The 20,648-nt window shown below is 71.6% G+C and carries 20 protein-coding genes and 1 tRNA gene; 15 read left to right on the top strand and 6 right to left on the bottom strand.

The features are described from left to right. Window positions 1-114: 114 nt before the first annotated feature. Entirely contained in the window at window positions 115-357 is a 243-nt protein-coding gene (locus ABZ923_RS36600; protein ID WP_030338954.1) for a mycoredoxin, read from the bottom strand. A 302-nt stretch (window positions 358-659) separates the two neighbouring features. On the opposite strand from ABZ923_RS36600, the gene ABZ923_RS36595 reads away from it, so the two are divergent. The 5 genes from ABZ923_RS36595 (at window position 660) to ABZ923_RS36575 (ending at window position 4,496) form a co-directional block, all read left to right on the top strand. Continuing rightward, entirely contained in the window at window positions 660-2,798 is a 2,139-nt protein-coding gene (locus tag ABZ923_RS36595; RefSeq protein WP_361481103.1) for an ATP-dependent DNA helicase UvrD2, read from the top strand. Window positions 2,799-2,961: 163 nt separating this feature from the next. Continuing rightward, complete coding sequence (locus ABZ923_RS36590) at window positions 2,962-3,285, top strand: hypothetical protein (protein WP_361481097.1); 324 nt, start codon at window positions 2,962-2,964, stop codon at window positions 3,283-3,285. A 173-nt stretch (window positions 3,286-3,458) separates the two neighbouring features. Continuing rightward, window positions 3,459-3,827, top strand: a complete 369-nt coding sequence (locus ABZ923_RS36585; RefSeq protein ID WP_037660091.1) for a WhiB family transcriptional regulator — start codon at window positions 3,459-3,461, stop codon at window positions 3,825-3,827. Then, window positions 3,824-4,147, top strand: coding sequence for a hypothetical protein (locus tag ABZ923_RS36580; RefSeq protein ID WP_361481094.1), 324 nt, complete (start codon window positions 3,824-3,826; stop codon window positions 4,145-4,147). Before ABZ923_RS36585 ends, ABZ923_RS36580 begins: the two co-directional genes overlap by 4 nt. A gap of 136 nt (window positions 4,148-4,283) precedes the next feature. After that, entirely contained in the window at window positions 4,284-4,496 is a 213-nt protein-coding gene (locus tag ABZ923_RS36575; RefSeq protein ID WP_361481091.1) for a hypothetical protein, read from the top strand. A gap of 70 nt (window positions 4,497-4,566) precedes the next feature. On the opposite strand, the gene ABZ923_RS36570 is transcribed toward ABZ923_RS36575, so the two are convergent. Both ABZ923_RS36570 and ABZ923_RS36565 read right to left on the bottom strand, forming a co-directional pair. Then, window positions 4,567-6,006, bottom strand: coding sequence for an AarF/ABC1/UbiB kinase family protein (locus ABZ923_RS36570; RefSeq protein ID WP_361481088.1), 1,440 nt, complete (start codon window positions 6,004-6,006; stop codon window positions 4,567-4,569). Beyond that, window positions 5,999-7,213, bottom strand: coding sequence for a TOMM precursor leader peptide-binding protein (locus ABZ923_RS36565; protein WP_361481085.1), 1,215 nt, complete (start codon window positions 7,211-7,213; stop codon window positions 5,999-6,001). The genes ABZ923_RS36570 and ABZ923_RS36565 overlap by 8 nt, the downstream gene beginning before the upstream one ends. 303 nt (window positions 7,214-7,516) lie before the next feature. On the opposite strand from ABZ923_RS36565, the gene ABZ923_RS36560 reads away from it, so the two are divergent. The 4 genes from ABZ923_RS36560 to ABZ923_RS36545 all read left to right on the top strand — a co-directional run bounded on the left by ABZ923_RS36560 (window position 7,517) and on the right by ABZ923_RS36545 (window position 11,399). Then, a complete protein-coding gene (locus ABZ923_RS36560; RefSeq protein ID WP_361481082.1) occupies window positions 7,517-8,122 on the top strand; it encodes a M48 family metallopeptidase in 606 nt (201 codons plus the stop codon). Between the two features lie 150 nt (window positions 8,123-8,272). Then, window positions 8,273-9,934 (top strand): TerD family protein, encoded by a 1,662-nt coding sequence (locus ABZ923_RS36555; RefSeq protein ID WP_361481079.1) that lies wholly within the window; start codon window positions 8,273-8,275, stop codon window positions 9,932-9,934. A gap of 11 nt (window positions 9,935-9,945) precedes the next feature. Then, window positions 9,946-10,626: an AIM24 family protein gene (locus ABZ923_RS36550; protein WP_361481077.1), complete on the top strand. Its 681-nt coding sequence runs from the start codon at window positions 9,946-9,948 to the stop codon at window positions 10,624-10,626. A gap of 17 nt (window positions 10,627-10,643) precedes the next feature. Next, window positions 10,644-11,399: an AIM24 family protein gene (locus ABZ923_RS36545; RefSeq protein ID WP_361481074.1), complete on the top strand. Its 756-nt coding sequence runs from the start codon at window positions 10,644-10,646 to the stop codon at window positions 11,397-11,399. Between the two features lie 60 nt (window positions 11,400-11,459). Here ABZ923_RS36545 and ABZ923_RS36540 read toward each other — a convergent pair whose 3' ends face one another. Then, complete coding sequence (locus tag ABZ923_RS36540) at window positions 11,460-11,981, bottom strand: NUDIX hydrolase (RefSeq protein WP_361481071.1); 522 nt, start codon at window positions 11,979-11,981, stop codon at window positions 11,460-11,462. Beyond that, the gene (locus tag ABZ923_RS36535) at window positions 11,978-13,423 is read right to left on the bottom strand and encodes a zinc-dependent metalloprotease (RefSeq protein ID WP_361481068.1); all 1,446 of its coding nucleotides are present in this window, start codon (window positions 13,421-13,423) and stop codon (window positions 11,978-11,980) included. Before ABZ923_RS36535 ends, ABZ923_RS36540 begins: the two co-directional genes overlap by 4 nt. Before the next feature lie 192 nt (window positions 13,424-13,615). Between ABZ923_RS36535 and ABZ923_RS36530 the strand changes: the two genes are divergently transcribed. The 4 genes from ABZ923_RS36530 to ABZ923_RS36515 all read left to right on the top strand — a co-directional run bounded on the left by ABZ923_RS36530 (window position 13,616) and on the right by ABZ923_RS36515 (window position 16,828). Continuing rightward, the gene (locus ABZ923_RS36530) at window positions 13,616-14,725 is read left to right on the top strand and encodes an SDR family oxidoreductase (protein ID WP_361481065.1); all 1,110 of its coding nucleotides are present in this window, start codon (window positions 13,616-13,618) and stop codon (window positions 14,723-14,725) included. Between the two features lie 127 nt (window positions 14,726-14,852). Next, window positions 14,853-15,311, top strand: a complete 459-nt coding sequence (locus ABZ923_RS36525) for a molybdenum cofactor biosynthesis protein MoaE (protein WP_361481062.1) — start codon at window positions 14,853-14,855, stop codon at window positions 15,309-15,311. 194 nt (window positions 15,312-15,505) lie between these two features. Next, window positions 15,506-15,679 carry a hypothetical protein gene (locus tag ABZ923_RS36520; protein ID WP_361481059.1) on the top strand — a complete coding sequence of 58 codons (174 nt, stop codon included), beginning with the start codon at window positions 15,506-15,508 and terminating at the stop codon, window positions 15,677-15,679. Between the two features lie 51 nt (window positions 15,680-15,730). After that, entirely contained in the window at window positions 15,731-16,828 is a 1,098-nt protein-coding gene (locus ABZ923_RS36515) for a PDZ domain-containing protein (protein WP_361481056.1), read from the top strand. 72 nt (window positions 16,829-16,900) lie between these two features. On the opposite strand, the gene ABZ923_RS36510 is transcribed toward ABZ923_RS36515, so the two are convergent. Then, entirely contained in the window at window positions 16,901-17,443 is a 543-nt protein-coding gene (locus ABZ923_RS36510; protein ID WP_361481053.1) for a PPA1309 family protein, read from the bottom strand. Window positions 17,444-17,608: 165 nt separating this feature from the next. Here ABZ923_RS36510 and ABZ923_RS36505 point away from each other — a divergent pair, with 165 nt between their 5' ends. Both ABZ923_RS36505 and ABZ923_RS36500 read left to right on the top strand, forming a co-directional pair. Next, window positions 17,609-20,473, top strand: a complete 2,865-nt coding sequence (locus ABZ923_RS36505) for a UPF0182 family protein (RefSeq protein ID WP_361481100.1) — start codon at window positions 17,609-17,611, stop codon at window positions 20,471-20,473. Between the two features lie 41 nt (window positions 20,474-20,514). Further along, window positions 20,515-20,588: transfer RNA gene (locus ABZ923_RS36500), tRNA-Met, on the top strand. The last annotated feature ends 60 nt before the right edge of the window (window positions 20,589-20,648 follow it).

Below are 20,648 nucleotides of genomic sequence, written 5' to 3'. Positions count from 1 at the left end.
ACGTGTGGGGGGCCCCACCCCCCCCCCCCCCCCGCCGCTTTTCGGCCCCCCGGCCGCCGCCCCCCCGGCCCGGCGGGGGGGCGGGCCCCCCCCGCCGTTCGGCGCAGCTCGGGCTTACGCGGCGAGCTTCTGCTTGACCTGGGCCAGCGACGGGTTCGTCAGCGTGGAGCCGTCCGCGAAGAGCACGGTCGGGACGGTCTGGTTTCCGCCGTTCGCCTTCTCCACGAAGGCGGCGGACTCCGGGTCCTGCTCGATGTTGATCTCGGTGTAGGCGATGCCCTCCCGGTCCATCTGGCTCTTCAGCCGCCGGCAGTAGCCGCACCAAGTCGTGCTGTACATCGTGACAGTGCCCTGCATCTCTCTCGCTCTCCTCAGCCAGCTCGGAAAAGGTCGTCCAGGGTGAGAACGTAAGCGACCGGCCCACCATTCCCCACCGGGGTACGGCCCCGGGCGAGTCCCGATCAAGAGGCCGTGGTCAAGAGACCGTGATCGAGCGTTCGTGATTAATACGACTGCGAGGCCCTGCCTGTGGACAACCGGCGCAGCCGTCCCGGGCGACCTGGCAGCATGGCTGTGTGACAGCAGCAACGCACTCCACCCTCTTCCCGCAGGGCACCGGCGGCTCCCCGCACCCGGGCCGGCCGGGTGACGCCGACGCGGTGCTCGAAGGGCTGGACCCCGAGCAGCGCGAGGTGGCCACCGCCCTGCACGGACCGGTGTGCGTCCTGGCCGGAGCCGGCACCGGCAAGACCCGGGCCATCACCCACCGCATCGCCTACGGAGTCCGCGCCGGCATCCTGCCGCCCTCCAGCGTGCTCGCCGTCACCTTCACCAACCGCGCCGCCGGAGAGATGCGCGGCCGGCTGCGCCAGCTCGGCGCCCACGGCGTCCAGGCCCGCACCTTCCACTCCGCCGCCCTCCGCCAGCTCCAGTACTTCTGGCCGAAAGCGATCGGCGGCACCCTGCCCCGCATCGTCGACCGCAAGATCCAACTCGTCGCCGACGCGGCCGCCGCCCTCGGCACCCGGCTCGACCGCAACGAGCTGCGCGACGTGACCGCCGAGATCGAATGGTCCAAGGTCACCCAGACCGTCCCCGCCGACTACCCGTACGCGGCTGCGAAGGCCGGCCGGGAAACCCCCCGCGACCCCGCCGAGATCGCCCACCTCTACGCCGCCTACGAAGACCTCAAACGCGACCGCGCCGTCATCGACTTCGAAGACGTCCTGCTGCTCACCGTCGCCATCCTCCAGGACCGGCACGACATCGCCGAACAGGTCCGCGCCCAGTACCAGCACTTCGTCGTCGACGAATACCAGGACGTCAGCCCGCTCCAGCAGCGACTGCTGGACCTGTGGCTCGGCGAGCGCGACAACCTGTGCGTCGTCGGAGACGCCAGCCAGACCATCTACTCCTTCACGGGAGCAACGCCCGACCACCTCCTCGACTTCCGCCTCCGCCACCCCGGAGCCACCGTCGTCAAACTTGTCCGCGACTACCGCTCCACCCCCCAGGTCGTCCACCTCGCCAACGCCCTGCTCACCCAGGCCCGAGGCCGCGCCGCCGACCACCGGCTGGAACTCGTCTCCCAGCGCCCCCCCGGCCCCGAACCCGTCTACACCGAATACACCGACGAACCCGCCGAAGCCGAAGGCGCCGCCCGCCGCATCCGCGAACTGATCGACGCCGGCGTCCCTGCCGCCGAGATCGCCGTCCTGTTCCGCACGAACTCCCAGTCCGAGACCTACGAACAGGCACTCGCCGACGCCGGCGTCCCCTACCAGCTGCGCGGCGCCGAACGCTTCTTCGACCGGCCCGAGATCCGCAAGGCCGGCATCGCCCTGCGCGGCGCGGCCCGCTTCGGCGGCAACGACTCCCTCCTCGACGACGTCGTCGACCTGCCCTCCCAGGTGCGCGCCGTCCTCTCCGGCGAAGGCTGGACCAGCGAACCCCCGGCCGGCTCCGGCGCCGTCAGAGAACGCTGGGAATCCCTGGCCGCCCTCGTCAACCTCGCCCACGACCTCGCCGCCACCCGCCCCCGAGCCACCCTCGCCGACTTCGTGACGGAACTGGAGGAGCGGGCCAACGCCCAGCACGCCCCCACCGTCCAAGGCGTCACCCTCGCCTCCCTCCACGCCGCCAAGGGCCTGGAATGGGACGTCGTCTTCCTCGTCGGCATCGCCGAGGGCATGCTGCCCATCACCTACGCCCGCACCGACGAGCAGATCGAAGAGGAACGCCGCCTGCTCTACGTCGGCGTCACCCGCGCCCGGGAACGCCTCCACCTCTCCTGGGCCCTGTCCCGTTCACCCGGCGGACGCGCCAACCGCCGGCCCAGCCGGTTCCTCGACGGGCTGCGCCCCGGCACCACCCCCACCGTCGGCCACACCGGCGCCGGCGTGACCGGAGGCGTCGAGCGCGGCATCTCCGGAAGCACCGTCACAACCCCGCGGCGCGTCCAGCGCACCCCGGCCCGCTGCCGGGTCTGCGGCCGCACCCTCACCGACGCGGGCGAGATGAAACTGATGCGCTGCGCCGACTGCCCCTCGGACATGGACGAAGGACTCTACGAACGGCTCCGGGAGTGGCGCGCGGTGCAGGCCGAGCGCAGCGGCCAGCCGGACTTCTGCGTCTTCACCGACCGGACCCTGATGGCCATCGCCGAAGCGTGCCCGGAGAGTTCCGCCGAGCTGGCCCGCATCCCCGGCGTCCTCAGCCGCAAGCTGCGCAGCTACGGAGCCGACGTTCTGGCCATCTGCGCAGGCCAAGAGCCCGGCCAGGACGACGTCAGCGACTGATGCCAACTCGTCGAAAAAATAGTTTGCGCATGCCCCGGCAATCCCCATAGGTTCTAGGCACGGAAACAGCGGCCTTCTCGAAGGCCCGGTTCCGTGTTGTACTTGCATATCCGAACGGACTGGCTCACCCCAGTCCCAGAGACGCCGAGAGGAGGCGAGTCCAGTGATCAGCATCAACATCAGCACCACCGTCAGCGCGGCCAAACTGACCGATCGCTCGACCGTCTCCACGTGCATGCTCGGCGCCTCGAACCAGGGCACCGGTCTGTCCGGCATCCGTGCCGTGCGTCCGGCGTCCTCTGTTGCCCTCGCGGGTCTTCCCATCCGTGAGCGCAATGAGCGACCGACCAAGGCACTGGAAGCGGTAGAGGCACAGGCCCACGCCTATGCCTTTGCGGCGGCCGGTGCCGGATTCCGGAAGCAGACGACGCACCACCACCTGATGTGGGCCTTCCGTGGGCCAGAACCCTGGAGTGATCCAGCCTGATCGCCGATCAGGCCGGCGCCTTCAGGGCCGCGGAACCCCATCCGGGATCCGCGGCCCTTCTGTTTTCCCCGAACGGGGACGACGGAGCGAAGGGGCCTCGGGACAGGAAAGAACCCGGTACCACGCCGACACCCGGTCAACCGGCCGGACCGACCAGACGAGGAAGACCAACCGTGCAACTCGAAGCGCACGCCCCGTCCGTACCGCCTTCGCAAACGATCCCCCCGCCCGGCCTCACGGAGGACTCCACCTTGATCCCCCTCACCGCGCTCACCGCGCTCGACGACGCCATCGAGAACCTCGGCGTACCCGTCCCCTGCCGCTCCTACGACCCGGAGGTCTTCTTCGCCGAGTCGCCGGCGGACGTGGAGTACGCCAAGTCCCTCTGCCGCACCTGCCCGCTGATGGAGGCCTGCCTCGCCGGCGCCAAGGAGCGGCGCGAGCCCTGGGGCGTCTGGGGTGGAGAGCTCTTCGTCCAGGGTGTCGTCGTCGCCCGGAAGCGGCCGCGCGGCCGCCCGCGGAAGAACCCGGTCACGGCATGAACACCGCAGGAACGATCGATCGCCCCCTCACGCACGACCCCAAGAAGCAGGCCCCGATGAAGCCGTCCACCAGCGAGCCCGCCGGCTCCGCGACCCCAGACTTCACCACCACCGGCGCGACCGAAGCGCGTCAGAACAGGAACCGCGAGATGCAACTCATGCAAGAAGCCCTGGCTCGTGCGCATATGCACGAGCGACTCCATGACGCCGTGAGCGAACGCCGGGCCGTGCGCCTGGCCGCCGCCCGGCGGATGCAGCGCCGGGCCGAGCGCGCCTCGCTGCGCGCCCGCCGCGCGCTCGCCATGGCCGTCATGCAGTAGAGAACACACCTGAGCAGCGGTGGCCTCCCGAACAGGGGGGGCGAAGCCTCCCCGCGGGGGCCGGTCCGGCCGAACGGACCGGCCCCCGCGGTGCGTTGCGCAGGCGATCCGCCGGCCCCGGGGTTATCGTCACCGGGTGACGAGTCCTCCCGGCGGAAGCGATCAGGACGGCTCCACCTCGGAGCGCCGCCGCCTCGTGTGTGCCCGCTGCGGCACCCCCGCCGACGGCCCCCCACCGGCCACCTGGACCTGCTCCGTGGAGAACGGCATCCGGCAGTACTTCTGCGACGCGTGCTCGCGGGAGAACCTTCGGGCCATCGAGGGGCGGCTGGACTCGGCCTGGTGGTGAGAACGCTTCTCCGGGGGGCCCTCCCCCCCCGCCCCACCCCTCCCCCTCACGAACTTCCGGGCACGCCGGATCAAGCTCCCGCGGCCGACTCCTCCTCGCCCGGCTCTGCCTCGCCCGAGTCATCCTCGACCACGTCGTCTCCGACCCCGTCGTCCCCGACGACACCCTCCTCGTCCACCTCGGTCACGAAGCCCGGCAGCCACTCCTCCAGTTCCTCGCGCAGCCGTACCGTGGCGCCGAGTTGACACAGGACCCCGATGGTGCTGAGCGTCACCCGGTGTATCAGCAGGTAGGCCGGCGGCAGGTTGAGCTGCTTGCCGAGCTGGTAGGCGGGGGAGCGCGGGTCCGCGATGCGGGCGGCCTGGCCGCGCATCCAGGAGCGGGTGAAGGTGAACGCCTCCACCCGGGCCGGTTCGATGATCGGCATCAGGTAGTCCAGGACCGCGTCGGGGTCCAGTGCGATGGTCTCCTTGACGAATCCCTCGGTCCGCAGCAGCTCGTAGACCGTCTCGGCGTCGCCGTCCAGCGTCATCCGCAGGGAGATGCCGATCGGGTCCGGCAGGCCGCCGGGGAGCCGGTCGACCGTGCCGAAGTCCAGCACGCCGAGGCGCCAGTCGTCCGCGCCGGCCGGGCCGCCGGGCAGCAGACGGAAGTTGCCCGGGTGCGGATCGGCGTGCAGCAGGCCGGTGCGGGCCGGGCCGGAGAAGAGGAAGCGGGCCAGGAGCTGGCCGGCCCGGTCGCGCTGCTGCTCGGTACCGTCCGCGATGATCTCGGACAGCGGGATGCCGTCCATCCACTCGGTCACCAGGACCTGCTCGCACTGGTGCACCACGGCCGGGACGACCACGTCCGGATCGTCGGCGAACTCCTCCGCGTGCGCGGCCTGGGCCTGGGCCTCCAGGGCGTAGTCCAGTTCCTCCGAGACGCGGTCCCTCAGCTCGGCGATCAGCGGCTTGATGTCCATGCCCGGGATGAGCGGGCCCAACAGCCGGGCGAAGCGGCTGAGTTGGCCGAGGTCGGAGAGGAGGGCCTCGCCGGCTCCCGGGTACTGCACCTTGACCGCCACCTCACGGCCGTCGTGCCACACCGCCCGGTGCACCTGGCCGATCGAGGCCGCGGCGGCCGGCTTGTCCTCGAACTCCTCGAACAGGTCGCGCCAGTCCGGCCCGAGCCGTTGTTCGAGGACGGAGTGCACCGTGCGGGTCGGCATCGGCGGGGCCGCGTCCTGCAGTTTGGTCAGGGCCGCGCGGTAGGGGCCGGCGATCTCCTCCGGCAGTGCCGACTCGAAGACGGACAGCGCCTGCCCGAACTTCATCGCGCCGCCCTTCAGCTCGCCGAGCACCTTGAACAGTTGCTCCGCCGTGCGCTGTTGCAGCTCGCGGCCGACGATCTCCGCGGACTCGCCGACGATCCGCTTGCCCAGCCCCCAGGTGGCCCGGCCGGCGAAGCCGAGCGGGAGCGCGGCGAGCTTGGCGGTCCGGGTGACCGCCTTCCGGGGAAGATCAGACATGCGCCCTCCAAGTCCCAGTCGGCCGTGCCGCGCCCGCTTCGCGTCGCCGCTCCGTCGACGGCCGTTGCACCGCCATTGTCGCGCGCGGCTGCCCGTCGGTTGAGGAGTGCTCCCGATTACCTCGCTGCGCTGCCCCGCAGTCGCACTCCGGATGCGGCCGGACCGGCCGGGCGTGCCAGTGCAGACCGGGCAGGGACACCTCCCAGCGGGTGCCCGCGCCGGACGGTGATCCGCCGTCGAGGAAGGCCAGTGCGTGGGCCGCCGCGAGTCCGGCCACGGCGGTGGCCAGGGCCAGATCACAGGCCGCGACCCGGCGGGCCCTGCCGGACCGCCACTGGGCCACCAGCCGGGGCCAGGCCGGGTCGCGGTCCGCGCGGTCCCGGTGCAGACAGCCGGTGCAGGCCGACTCGCCGGGCAGCACGAGCGGGCCGACGACTCCCGTGCCCTCCACGACACCGGCGTACAGATGGGGTGTGCCGGCGGTCATGAGCGGTTCGGCGGTGAGCGGGTCCGGGGCGTGTACGGCGGCGTCGTCCCGCGGCGCGAAGATCACCAGGGAGAGGCCGGGGTCCTCGGCACCGGATCCGGGGGAGTGGGCGTGACGGGGCGGGCGGTCGGGTGCCGCACGGCGGACGGCGGCCCGCGCCGCCGCGTCCCGGCGGTCGCCGAGGGACTCGGCGGGCAGTCCGCCCGGTGCCACGTCCCACGGCTCGACGCGGCCCGCGTCGCGTACGTCGACCTCGCCGACGCCGGCGCCGGACAGGACCGATGCCAGCAGGGCGCCGACCCGGCCCGCTCCGTGCACCCGCACCCGCAGGGCGCGGCGGGCGGCGAGCCGGGCCGGTGCGCCGCCGGGCTCGGGCGTGAGGAGGGATAGCGAGGCCAGGTCGGGGCGCAGCCGCTCGAGGACGTCGGTCTTCTCACGCAGCGCGTCCGCGGCCGGGCCGCCGCCGCGTGCGTCGTCGACCAGGCCCGCGTGGGCCAGCCGCTCGACCAGGGCGTCGACCTGGTGGGGCGGTATGTCCGCGCGGCGGCCCTCCTCGCGCAGCAGCGGCAGCCCCCGGGTGCCGTCGAGCAGGTCGAGGAGGCTGCCGGTCGCCGTGTCCATCGGGCCGAGCGTGACGGCGTGCGCCGGGGTCATCCCGAACTGCACGGTGTCGAGATCGCGCCAGCCGCGCCGCAGCGCGGGCTTCACCACCGGATGCATGACTGCCCCCCGTATCCCTGTCCCGTCACATCTGTCGTTTCGGTCACGTCAGTCACGTCCGTCCCGTCCGTCGTCGGCGGAGTCGGCCGTGGCCCGCCGACATCTGCCAGCATGCCCGGCCCGGGTCCCGGGCGTCGGGAGTTATCCACAGGCGGGGGATGTTTGTCATACCGATCGGCAGGGGCAAAGTGGTGCAAACCGGATGTACGGATCGATCGTACGAATCAAACACATGGTGGGGCATCGGCAGCCAACCGTCCCGCAGCCGGGACTTTGCCCACGCCCACCGGGTAACGTCGGGGCGTGCCCGCCGACCCACTGCACCGCGCCGGTAAACCACAGCGCAGCACGACGAGCCAGCCGCCCGGCGGCCCGGGGGCGAGCGCGATCGAGGTCCGCAGGAGCGCCCGGCGCCGCCGGACGGTCTCCGCGTACCGCGAGGGCGATCGCACCGTCGTACTGATCCCCGCCCGGATGTCGAAGGCGGAGGAGCAGCGCTGGGTGACCGTCATGCTCGACAAACTCGCCGCCCAGGAGAGCCGGCGGGTGCTGGGCGACGCCGCGCTGGCCGAGCGTGCCGAGCGGCTGTCCGCCCAGTACTTCGACGGCCGGGCCCGGCCCGCCTCGGTGCGCTGGGTCACCAACCAGAACACCCGCTGGGGTTCGTGCACCCCGGCCGAGGGCAGCATCCGGCTCTCGCACCGCCTGCAGGGGATGCCGGAGTACGTCGTCGACTACGTGCTCTGCCACGAGCTGGCGCATCTGCTGGTGCCGGGTCACGGCCCCGACTTCTGGCGGCTGCTGGAGGCCTATCCGCGCACCGAGCGGGCCCGCGGCTATCTCGAAGGGGTCGTCGCCGCCGCGCGGCTGCCGCACGTGCCGGGCGCGCGGGACGAGCAGGACTCCTGAGCGTCCCGCGCGCGGCCGTGGCCACGTGAGCGGCCGGCAGCGGTTGTGTACCGGGTCTGTACCGACGACGACCCTTCGGGGCCGTCGTCGGTCTTTGCCGTTAGCCTGGCGCGACGCACTCACATTCGGGATGGGGGACGGTCGTAACGCATGGCCAGGGAATTCCAACGCGGCCACAAGGCCAGGATCAGTGACCTCACGCCGGGCACGGATCTGTACGTAGGCGTGCAGATCTCCGCCCCCGGACTGACCTTCGACATCAGCTGCTTCGGTCTGGACGCCGACGAGCGTCTCTCGGACGACCGGTACTTCGTCTTCTTCAACCAGCCGAAGTCCCCGGAGGAGTCCATCCAGCTGCTGGGCGCCCAGGCGGGTGACACGGAGTCGTTCCGGGTCACGCTCGACCGGATCCCCTCGCACATCCGCAAGCTGTCCTTCACGGCGACCCTCGACGGCGCCGGGCAGATGTCGCAGATCGCTCCCGGCTACCTGCGCATCGTGGCGGGCGGCGAGGAGGTCGCGCGGTACTCCTTCAGCGGCGCGGAGTTCTCCACCGAGCGGGCCGTGATGCTCGGTGACTTCTACTTCAAGGACGGGTGGCGGTTCGCCGCCGTCGGGCAGGGCTTCGACGGCGGTCTGGAGGCGCTGCTGAAGCACTTCGGCGGCGAGGTGCTGGAGGAGGAGGCCCCGGCCGCACCGCAGCAGCCGCAGCCGCAGCAGGGCGCGGCCCCCGGCTTCGCCCCGCCCGCCCAGACCACGCCCCCGCCCGCGTTCGGCGCCCCGGCCGCCCCCGCACCCGCCCCGGCCCCGCAGCCCGCCCCGCAGGGCTTCGCCCCGCCGCCCGGCCAGACGCCCCCGCCGCCGGCCCCCGCACCGAACGTGCACGCCGCACCGACGGTCGTCGGCCCCCTGACCCCGCCCCCCGGCGGCACCGTCCCGCCGCCGGCCGCCCCGGCCCCCGCGCCCTACGGTCAGCCGCCCCAGCAGCCGTCGTACGGCGGCCAGCCCGGCGCGCCGCTGCCCCCGGGCTACGGCCAGCAGCCCGCCCCCTACGGCGGCCAGCAGGCCCCGCCCATGCCCCCGGGATACGGGCAGGTCCCCGGCCAGCAGCCCGCCCCGTACGGAGTGCCGCAGGGCGCGCCCCAGGGCGGTGCCGGGGTGACGGCCGCGCTCCAGGCGTTCAAGGAGACGCCGACCGGGCAGCGCTGGACCCAGCAGAACAAGAAGCTGATCCGCGTCGACCTCGGCATCGGCGGCCAGCCCGTGCTGGCCAGGCAGGGCAGCATGGTGCTCTACCAGGGCAAGGTCGACTTCAGCTACAAGGGCGCCGGGTTCGCCGGGCGCATCGTCGGCAACGCCACCGGCCAGGAGATGCAGCTGATGCGCTGCACCGGCCAGGGCCAGGTGTTCCTCGCGGAGAACTCCACCCACCTGCACCCGGTCGAGCTGCAGGGCGACGCGATCTGCGTGTCCGCCGAGAACGTCCTCGCCTTCGACGAGAGCCTCCAGTACGAGGTCCGCCGGATCGAGGGGCACGGCATCCCGGGCGGCGCGCTGTTCACGATGCAGTTCCAGGGCACCGGCACGATCGTCGTCAAGACCCACGGCACGCCCGTGGTGCTGCCGGTCACGCCGACCACCTTCGCCGACTGCAACGCCGTCGTCGCCTGGTCGGCCGCCTCCCAGGTGATCGTCTCCAGCCAGGTCCGGATGCGCCGCAACGCCTACCCGGGCGACACCGGCGAGAGCGTCAACCTCCAGTTCCGGGGCGCGCCCGGCAACTTCATCGTCGTCCAGCCGTACGAGGTCTGAGGGAGCCCGAAATGAACCAGCCGCTCGCGGGCTTCGCCCCCGCACCCGTCACCGCCCGCATGGAGAACCACGGCAGCCACATGCTGAAGGTCGCCCTGCAGACCGGGAACGACCTCCTCGCGCGCGTGGGGTCGATGGTCGCCTACGAAGGCTTCATCCAGTACGAGCCCAACCCGCCGGCCGTCCGCCAGATCGCCCGCGACTGGGTCACCGGCGAGGGCGCGCCGCTGATGAAGTGCTCCGGCGACGGCCTGCTCTACCTCGCCGACTACGGCGCCGACGTCGTCGTGATCAACCTCAACGGCGACGGCATCTCCGTCAACGCCACCAACCTCCTCGCCTTCGACGCCCACCTCAGCTGGGGCGTGGAGCGGGTGAAGGGGCTCGCGAAGTTCGCCGGGCAGGGCCTGTGGAACACGCGGATCTCCGGGCAGGGCTGGGTCGCGCTGACCTCCCGGGGCAAGCCGATCGTCGTGGACTGCGGCGGCGGCGAGGACGAGACGTACGTCGACCCGGACGCGCTCGTCGCCTGGTCGCCCAACCTGAAGGTGAAGGGCAAGCGCAGCTTCAAGGCGCAGTCGCTGATCGGCCGGGGCAGCGGCGAGGCCTACCAGATGGCCTTCTCCGGCCAGGGCATCGTCGTCGTCCAGCCCAGCGAGGACAGCACCGACCGCCTCCGGTTCCGGGGCTGAGGGGGAGCCAGAACACCATGCAGAGCCCGCTTTTCGCGCACAACGACCTCCAGACCCAGGAACGCTGGAGCCTGCAGAACGCGCAGATGCTCCGGATCACCCTGGAGGGCCACGACGACCTCCTCGCCCGCAAGGGCACCATGGTCGCCTACCAGGGCCTGGTCGAGTTCGACGCCGAGTACCGCAGCAACAACCAGGCACGCGCGCGTGCACACACCGGCGAGGGCCTGGACCTGATGCGCTGCCACGGCCAGGGCACCGTCTACCTCGCCAACCTCGCCCAGCACGTGCACATCATGGACGTGGAGCAGGACGGGCTGACCGTCGACAGCTCCTACGTCCTCGCCATGGACTCCTCGCTGCACCACGAGGTCATCGCCGTCGACAGCCTCTACGGCATCTCCGGCTCCGGGAAGTACCAGCTGAACATCACCGGGCGCGGCAAGGTGGCCCTGATGACCTCCGGGGCGCCGCTGCTGATGCAGGTCACGCCCGACCGGTACGTCAACTGCGACGCCGACGCGATCGTGGCCTGGTCCACCGGGCTGCGCGTGCAGATGCAGGCCCAGACGCACTCCTCCGGCGTGTGGCGGCGGCGCGGCAGCACCGGTGAGGGCTGGGAGCTGAGCTTCATGGGCACCGGGTTCGCGCTCGTGCAGCCCAGCGAGCTGCTGCCGCCGCAGAACGCCGTGATCGGGCAGGGCCTGGCCGCCCAGTTCGGCATGGGCCAGCAGGGCGCGCGCGGCCAGAACCAGGGCAACGTCTGGAGCTGAGCCACACCGCACGCCCACGACTCGTGAGGGGTGACCGCTTGGCGGCCACCCCTTGCGCCGTCACAGCCTGGCGCGTGTGCCCTCCAGCAGGCGCACGACGGACGCGTCGGCCACGCCGGCCACCTCGTCGTACGCGTACCAGCGCAGGTCCAGGGACTCGTCGCTGATCTCCTGCACCGCGCCGGGCGGGGCCAGGACCGCGTACTGGACGTCGAAGTGCCAGTGGCACGGCGCGGGGATCGGATGCCGGTCCAGCCGCACCGGGCCGCCGGGCAGCGGCGTCAGCCCGGAGATGCCGGACTCCTCCGTCGCCTCACGCAGGGCCGCCGCCGCCAGCGTCGGGTCGCCGGGCTCGCAGTGGCCGCCCATCTGCAGCCACATCCGCAGCTTCCGGTGCAGGGTGAGCAGCACCCGGCCGCGCTCCGGGTCGATCACCAGCGCGCTGGCCGTGACATGACCCGCGTGGCAGGCCTTCCACATGCCGTCCGGGTGGGCGGCCAGATGGTCCAGGTAGGCCTGGCGCAGCTCCTGCTGGCCCTCGTACTCCTTCAGGACGAGGACCGCGTCGTCGTACAGGCTCACTCGGCGTCGTCGCCCTCGGTCTCGCCGTCGTCCTTCTTGCGCAGGTCCGGCTTGCCGTGCGAGCCGTTCGCCGCCTCGCCGAGCATCTTGTCCAGCTCGGAGAAGTCCAGCTGCTCGCGGTGGACGAACCCGTCGGGGTCGTCCAGGTCGGTCGCGGTCGGCAGCATGTCCGGGTGGGCCCACAGGCCGTCCCGGCCGTCCACCCCGCGCGCGTCCGTCAGCGACGCCCACAGGCGGGAGGCGTCCCGCAGCCGGCGCGGCCGCAGCTCCAGACCGATCAGCGTGGCGAACGTCTGCTCCGCCGGGCCACCGGTGGCCCGGCGGCGGCGCAGCGTCTCGCGCAGCGCGTCGGCGGACCCCAGACGCGGTTTCGCGGCGGCGTGGACCACCGCGTCCACCCAGCCCTCCACGAGCGCCAGAGCGGTCTCCAGACGGGCCAGGGCCGCCTTCTGCTCGGGCGTGTCCTCCGGCTGGAACATGCCCTGCTGCAGCGCGTCCTGCAGCTGCTCGGGGTTCTGCGGGTCGAACTGGCCGACCACGTCCTCCAGCTTCGCCGTGTCGACCTTGATCCCGCGCGCGTAGCCGTCGACCGCGCCGAACAGGTGCGAGCGCAGCCACGGCACGTGCGCGAACAGACGCTGGTGCGCGGCCTCGCGCAGGGCCAGGTACAGCCGCACCTCCTCCTGCGGCACGCCGAGGTCCCGACCGAACGCCTCGACGTTGGCCGGCAGCAGCGCGGCCCGGCCGGCCGGGCCGAGCGGCAGGCCGATGTCGGTGGAGCCGACGACCTCGCCCGCGAGCACGCCCACGGCCTGCCCGATCTGCGTGCCGAACATGGCGCCGCCCATCGAGCGCATCATGCCGATCAGCGGGCCCGCCATGGCCTGCATCTCCTCCGGCAGGACGTCGCCCATGGCCGCGCCGACCCGCTCGGCGACCGGGTCCACCAGCTCCTGCCAGGCGGGCAGGGTCGCCTCGACCCACTCCGCGCGCGACCAGGCCACCGCCGAGCCGGAGCCCGACGGCAGGGACGTCGCGTCGTCCAGCCACAGGTCGGCCAGGCGGACGGCCTCCTCGACCGCCTTGCGCTCGGCCGGGCCGACGCTGGCGTCCTTCGAGCCGTCCTGGGCGCCCTGCGCGACCGTCTGGCGGGCGATCTGCTTGGCCATGTCCCAGTTCACCGGTCCGCCCTCGTACGAGAGCATCTGGCCGAGCTGCTGGAACGCGGCGCCCAGGTCGGTGGGGTTCAGCGAACCGAACATGGCTGCGAGCGGGTTGTCGGCGCCGGGGCCGCCAAAGCCGCCGGCTCCGGGCAGGCCGCCGAAACCGAACGGATTGGCCGGTCCCTGCCCACCACCGCTCTGCTGGTCCTTCTTCTTGCCCTCGTCGCCGTCCTCCGGCTCCTCCGGCGGAAGGCCGAAACCGAATGGGGTGTCACTCACGGGATTCCTCGGCTGGTAAGGCCACCGGTTGCGATCCGGCGGCGCGGCTGCCCGACAACACCACCCAGCGTAGACACCCGGACCCGATCGGGCCTCGGTGCTTCGCCTGCGGAAGGCCTGCGGCAGGATGGATGCACCTGGTACGTACGCGTCACTCGCGCCCGTACTGAAGACAACCGCTGGAGACGCCCGGTGAGTTCCCCAGATCCGCAGGTTCGCGCAGCGCGAAACCCCTCAACCCCTCCCGCCGTGCGCGGGCCCGTCGTCGCGGTGACCGGCGCCGCAACCGGGGTCGGCGCCCTGCTCACCGAGCGGCTCGCCGCCTCCGAGGAGATCAAACAGGTCCTCGCCATCGACGAGCGGCGCGGCGAGTGCGCCGGCGCCCAGTGGCACATCCTCGACGTGCGCGACCCCGCCATCGCGGACAAGCTGCGCGGCGCCGACGTCGTCGTCCACCTCGCGCTCGACCTCGACCTGGAGACCGATCCGGCGGCACGCACGGCTTACAACGTCCGGGGGACCCAGACCGTCCTGACCGCCGCCGCGGCGGCCGGGGTGCACCGCGTGGTGCTGTGCACCTCGGCGATGGTCTACGGCGCGCTCCCGGACAACGAGCTGCCCCTGTCGGAGGACGCCGAGCTGCGCGCCACCGCCGAGGCGACCGGGGTCGGCGACCTGCTGGAGATCGAGCGGCTGGCACGCCGGGCGCCGCGCGCGCATCCGGGGCTCAACGTCACCGTGGTCCGCCCGGCCGTCCTCGTCGGCGGCACCGACACCGCGCTGACCAGGTACTTCGAGTCGCCGCGGCTGCTGGTCGTGGCCGGGTCGCGGCCGGCGTGGCAGTTCTGCCACGTCGAGGACCTGTGCAGCGCCCTGGAGTACGCCGTCCTGGAGAAGGTCGAGGGGGAGCTGGCCGTCGGCTGCGACGGATGGCTGGAACAGGAGGAGGTCGAGGAGCTGAGCGGCATCCGGCGGATGGAGCTGCCCTCGGCGGTCGCGCTCGGCGCGGCGGCCCGCCTGCACCGCATCGGCCTCACCCCGTCCCCGGCGGGCGACCTCGCCTACACGATGTACCCCTGGGTGGTCAGCGGGAGCCGGCTGCACGACGCCGGGTGGCGGCCGAGGTGGACCAACGAGGAGGTCCTCGCCGAGCTGCTGGAGGAGGTGTCCGGGCGGCACACGGTGGCCGGCCGGCGGCTGGGGCGCAAGGACGCGACGGCGGCCGGCGCGGCCGGCGCGACGGTCGCCCTGCTGGGCGCCGCGGCCGTCGTACGACGGGCCCGCAAGGCCCGCCGGCGCTGACCCGCCCGGCACCGGGCCGGGCCGGGGCGGGCCGCGCTCACGTCGTAGGACACTCCAAAACGTCCCGCGCGCGTGCCTGGTGAATCTCGCATTCCCTGATGTCCGGGGGGTACGGCACGATGGACGCATGGCACACACGAACGACCACCCCGGTGAGCGGGCGGCCCAGGATCCCATCAAGCTGATCGCCGTCCGTGAGACACCGCTCTCCGTCGACGAGGTGTTCCGGGCCGTCGGGGACGACGCGGCCGGCGGCATCGCGCTGTTCGTGGGCACCGTGCGCGACCACGACGGGGGCGCCGACGTCGACGCGCTCGGGTACTCGTGCCATCCCAGCGCCGAGGCCGAGATGCGGCGGATCGCCGAGAAGGTCGTCGCCGGCCACCCCGTGCGGGCGCTGGCCGCCGTCCACCGGGTGGGCGACCTCCGGGTGGGGGACCTCGCCGTCGTCGTCGCCGTGGCCTGCCCGCACCGCGCGGAGGCCTTCGACGCCTGCCGCAAGCTGATCGACGACCTCAAGCACGAGGTGCCGATCTGGAAGCACCAGAAGTTCTCGGACGGAACCGAGGAGTGGGTCGGCGCGTAGCGCCGTCGTCGAGGGGTGGTGGTCGGATGACGGGAGGGCGGGTAGGCGCCTGCTGAGGCGACCCGAACGGGTCACATCCGGCACGCGAACCCCTCGGGTTGCGTAACCGGCACCCTCGCGTGAGCGTTGTCCGTGCGGATGGTTAATCTGCTGATCAGTCAGTTGCGGACGCTCATGGCCTGTGGGAGGTCGGCATGGGGGTGCTTGTCTGGCTGCTGATCCCGCTGGTGGCTGCGATCGGCGGCGGACTGTGGGGCAGCTGGGCGAACCGGACGCGGAGGGCCCGCAGCGACGGTCCTGAGCTGGACGGGTACGCCCGGTTCCGGGAAGCGATGGAGAAGTCCAGCACGGGCGCGCGCGGCGCGTGACGGGGGGTGCCCTGACGGTGCGCTGACAGGGGCGTCCCGTACTGTCGTGGCATGCCACGCCGCACCGCGACGATGCTCGCCTCGACTCTGATGCTGATCGCGCTCCTGTGCGCGGGAGTGCTCATCCCCGTGCCGTACGCGGAGATGTCCCCCGGCCCCACCGTGAACACGCTCGGGGAGCACGACGGCGAGCCGGTGCTGCAGATCTCCGGCCACAAGACCTACCCGGCGGACGGCCATCTCAACATGACCACCGTCCGGGTCACCAGCGCCGCCTACCGGATGAACCTGGTCGAGGCCGTCTACGGCTGGCTCGCGCACGACAGCAAGATCGTCCCGCACGACACGCTCTACCCGGACGGCAAGACGGAGGAGCAGTCCACCCAGGAGAACGCCGAGGAGTTCAGCCAGTCCCAGGAGAGCGCCAAGGTCGCCGCCCTGAAGGAGCTGGGCATCCCGGTGCGGTCCTGGGTGATCGTCTCCACGGTCGTCAAGGGCTCCCCGGCCGAGGGCAGGCTGCACGCCGGTGACGTGATCAAGGCCGTCGACGGCGCGGCCGTCAAGCAGCCGGCCGACGTCGCCAAGCTGGTGACCAAGCACAAGCCCGGAGAGAAGGTCGTCTTCACCGTCGTCCCGGCCAAGGAACAGGCCGCCGCCGAGAAGGCCGACAAGACGGCGACCAGGACGCAGGACGTCACGATCACCACCGCGACCTCCGACGACAGAGGTGCCAAGCGGGCCATCGTCGGCATCTCCGCCGGGACCGACCACACCTTCCCGTTCTCCATCGACATCAAGCTCGCCGACGTCGGCGGGCCCAGCGCCGGCCTGATGTTCGCCCTCGGGATCTACGACAAGCTCACCCCGGGCGACCTCACCGGCGGCACGTTCGTCGCCGGCACCGGCACCATCGACGACGACGGCACGGTCGGCCCGATCGGCGGCGTCGAGATGAAGACCGTCGGCGCGCGCGACAAGGGCGCCCGGTACTTCCTGACCCCCGCCGACAACTGCGCCGCGGCCGCCAAGGACACCCCGGACGGACTCACCCTGGTCAAGGTCAAGACCATCGGTGACGCGCTCGACGCGCTGAAGGACATCCGCAGCGGCGACACCGCCGCCCTGCCCCGCTGCACCACCAAGGGCTGAGCGGCCCCCGACACGGCGGCGGGCGCTCCCCGGCCACCGGGGGCGCCCCCGTCGTCGTACCGCGGGACGGGATCAGTCGGCGAAGGTCGCCGTCAGGGCGTCCGCCAGGCCCGGCACCAGGTCGGGGCCGGTCAGGACCTCCGTCGGGGAGTCCTTCTCGCGCAGCCGCAGCGCCGACTCGCGGCTGCCGTCGCGCAGCACGGCCACCGTCATCCGGACCTCCTGGCGCTCGGGGTGCTCGGCCACCCACGTCGCCAGCGCGGCCTCGTCCAGACCGGAGGGCACCTGCGCCTCGGCGGACGGCGGCAGCATCAGGCGCTCCACGGTGAGCGCGCAGCCGGTCACCGCGTCGGGCCAGGCGATGGTGCCGAGGAACTCGTCGAGCGGCTTGCCGGACGGGATCTCGTCCTGCTCGATCGGGGTGAGACCGACGGTCTCGGACTCGTCCTGCAGGCCCAGCTGGGCCGCGAGCGACGGTTCCTGAGCCCGCAGCCGTGCGGTGTCTACGAGGGCGAAAAGGCGAGCGGGCTGGTCCCAGCCGAGGCCGGAGACGTACTCGTCGATCTCGAGTACGGCCCGGGTGAGCGGGCTCGCTGCCATGGGAGTGTTGGACATGGTCACAATCCTGCCTCGTTCAGGGCCGGAATCGGGAACCGAGTAAACCGTGAGTAAGTTGCATAGGGTGTGGGCCCGCGATCACGGGGGGCCACGGCGGGCCCGCGAACCCGAGGGTCTGACGGATCGACAGCGAACTTCGAGGTGCGCACCTTGGCTTTCCAGATGCCGGACCGCGGCGGAGGCCCGACGGGGCCACGGATCAGAGCGGGCCGCCCGTCCCGGCGGGTGAGGACCCTGCTGGTGACACTGGGCGTCCTCGCCGTCCTCGGCATGGCGTTCACCATGTTCGCGGGCTTCTGGACGGACTGGCTGTGGTACCGGTCGGTGCACTACTCGTCCGTGTTCACCACCACCCTGTCGACGAAGATCGGGCTGTTCTTCGTCTTCGGCCTGCTGATGGCGGTCGCGGTCGGCCTCAACATCTGGCTCGCGCACCGGCTGCGGCCCCCGCTCAGCGCCATGTCCATGGAGCAGCAGAGCCTCGACCGCTACCGCATGGCCATCGCGCCGTACAAGAAGTGGCTGCTGCTCGCCGTCACCGCGCTGGTCGGGCTGATCGCGGGCGCCTCCGCGTCGAGCCAGTGGCGGACCTGGCTGATGTGGGTGAACGGCGTGCCCTTCCACGAGAAGGACCCGCAGTTCCACCTGGACGTCTCCTTCTACGCCTTCGACCTGCCCTGGTACCGCTTCCTGCTGGGCTTCGGCTTCGCCGCCGCCATCCTGTGCCTGATCGCCGCCGCGCTCACCCACTACCTGTACGGCGGGCTGCGCGTCACCAGCCCGGGCGCGCGCGCCACCGCCGCCGCGACCGGACACCTCTCGGTGCTGCTCGGCATCTTCGTCGCCCTCAAGGCGGTCGCCTACTGGCTCGACCGGTACGGCCTCGCGGTCAAGTCCAGCGACTTCAAGGCGACCGACAACTGGACCGGCCTGCGCTACGTCGACGCCAACGCCTATCTGCCGGCCAAGACGATCCTGTTCTGCATCGCCGTCATCTGCGCGCTGCTGTTCTTCGCCACCCTGTGGCGGCGCACCTGGCAGCTGCCCGTCATCGGCTTCGGCCTGATGGTGCTGTCGGCGATCCTGATCGGCGGCCTGTACCCGGCCATCGTGCAGAAGTTCCAGGTCCAGCCGAACGAGCAGGCGAAGGAGGCGCCGTACGTCCAGAAGAACCTGAAGGCGACCCGCCAGGCGTACGACATCGACGACGCCAAGGTCACCGAGTACGCGGGCAGGTCCACGACCTCGGACAAGACCAGGCTGCGCAGCGACGCGAACGACGCGGCGAGCATCCGGATCATGGACCCGAACATCGTCTCGCCGACGTTCCAGCAGCTCCAGCAGATGAAGAACTACTACGGGTTCCCGACCAACCTGGACGTCGACCGCTACCCCACCACGGACGGCAAGGACCAGGACACGGTCATCGGCCTGCGCGAGCTGAACCTGGACGGCGTCCCGAAGAACAACTGGATCAACGACCACTTCCGCTACACGCACGGCTACGGCGCGGTGGCCGCCAAGGGCACCGAGGCCGACTCCCAGGGCCAGCCGGTCTTCACCGAGTACGACCTGCCGTCCCGCGGCGACCTAGGCACGTACGAGCAGCGGATCTACTACGGCGAGAAGACCACCACCTACTCCATCGTCGGCGGTCCCCAGAAGGAGATCGACTACTCCGACGACCACGGGGAGAAGCCCACCAGCTACCGGGGCGGAAGCGGGGTCAACCTCGACAACCCGGTCAACCGGGCCGCGTACGCGGTGGCGTTCAACGAGCCGCAGATCCTCTACTCGGGCGCGATCGGCAAGGGCTCGCGGATCCTGTACAACCGCACCCCCAAGGAGCGCGTGGAGGCGGTCGCCCCCTGGCTGACCATCGACGGCGACGCGTACCCGGCCGTCGTCAACCACCGCATCCAGTGGATCGTCGACGCCTACACGACGTCGAACGGCTACCCGTACTCCTCGCGTACGACCCTCGGCGACACCACGGCCGACTCGCTCACCGCCACGAACAACTCGCGCGCGGTGGTGGCCCAGCAGAACCAGGTCAACTACATCCGCAACTCGGTGAAGGCGACCGTCGACGCGTACACCGGCGAGGTCAAGCTCTACCAGTGGGACACCAAGGACCCGGTGCTGAAGACCTGGATGAAGGCCTTCCCAGACACGGTGCAGCCGCGCAGCGCGATCTCCGGGGACCTGATGGCCCACCTGCGCTACCCGCAGGACCTGTTCAAGGTGCAGCGCGAACTGCTCACCCGCTACCACGTGACGGATGCGCAGACGTTCCTCACCGGCAGCGAGGTGTGGCAGGTGCCGGACGACCCGACCAACAAGTCGGGCAACGCGGTGCCGCCGTACTACCTGAGCATGAAGATGCCCGACCAGGGCACGCAGGCGTTCTCGCTGTCGACGACGTTCACGCCCAACGGCAGGGACAACCTGAGCGCCTTCATGACGGTCGACGCCGAGGCCGGCACCGGCGACTACGGCAAGATCAGAATCCTCAAGCTGCCGACCAGCACGACGGTCGACGGCCCCAAACAGGTCCAGAGCCAGTTCAACTCCGAACAGGACATCGCCGCCGCGATCAAGCTCCTCAAGGGCGGCGACTCCGACATCGAGTACGGCAACCTGCTGACCGTGCCGCTGGACGGCGGACTGCTGTACGTGGAGCCCGTCTACGTACGCGGTGGTGGACTGAAGTACCCGCTGCTGCGCAAGGTGTTGGTCACCTACGAGGGCCAGACCGCGTTCGAGAACACGCTCGGCGAGGCGCTCGACAAGGTCTTCGGCACCAAGGGCCCGGCCACCACACCCCCGGAGACCGGCACCAAGAACCCGCCCGACACCGGCAACCCGACGGTCAGGCAGGCGCTGGAGGACGCCCAGAAGGCCTTCGACGCCGGGCAGCAGGCGCTGAAGGACGGGCCCGACTGGGACGCGTACGCCAAGGCGCAGAAGGATCTCCAGGACGCGCTGAAGCGGGCCGCGGACGCACAGTCCAAGACCGGACGTTGATCAAGATGCCTCCGCGCCGTGGTACGGTTGACCTGCAACGGCGCGGGGTGGAGCAGCTCGGTAGCTCGCTGGGCTCATAACCCAGAGGTCGCAGGTTCAAATCCTGTCCCCGCTACTGAAGTCGAAGGCCCGGATCCAGAAAAGGATCCGGGGCCTGGGGGGGTGGGTAGTCAGT

Origin of the sequence: Streptomyces sp. NPDC046881 (assembly GCF_040645015.1) — a bacterium.
Lineage (GTDB): Bacteria > Actinomycetota > Actinomycetes > Streptomycetales > Streptomycetaceae > Streptomyces.
Note: the sequence above shows the minus strand (reverse complement) of the source record. Positions and strands in the feature narration are given on the sequence as shown.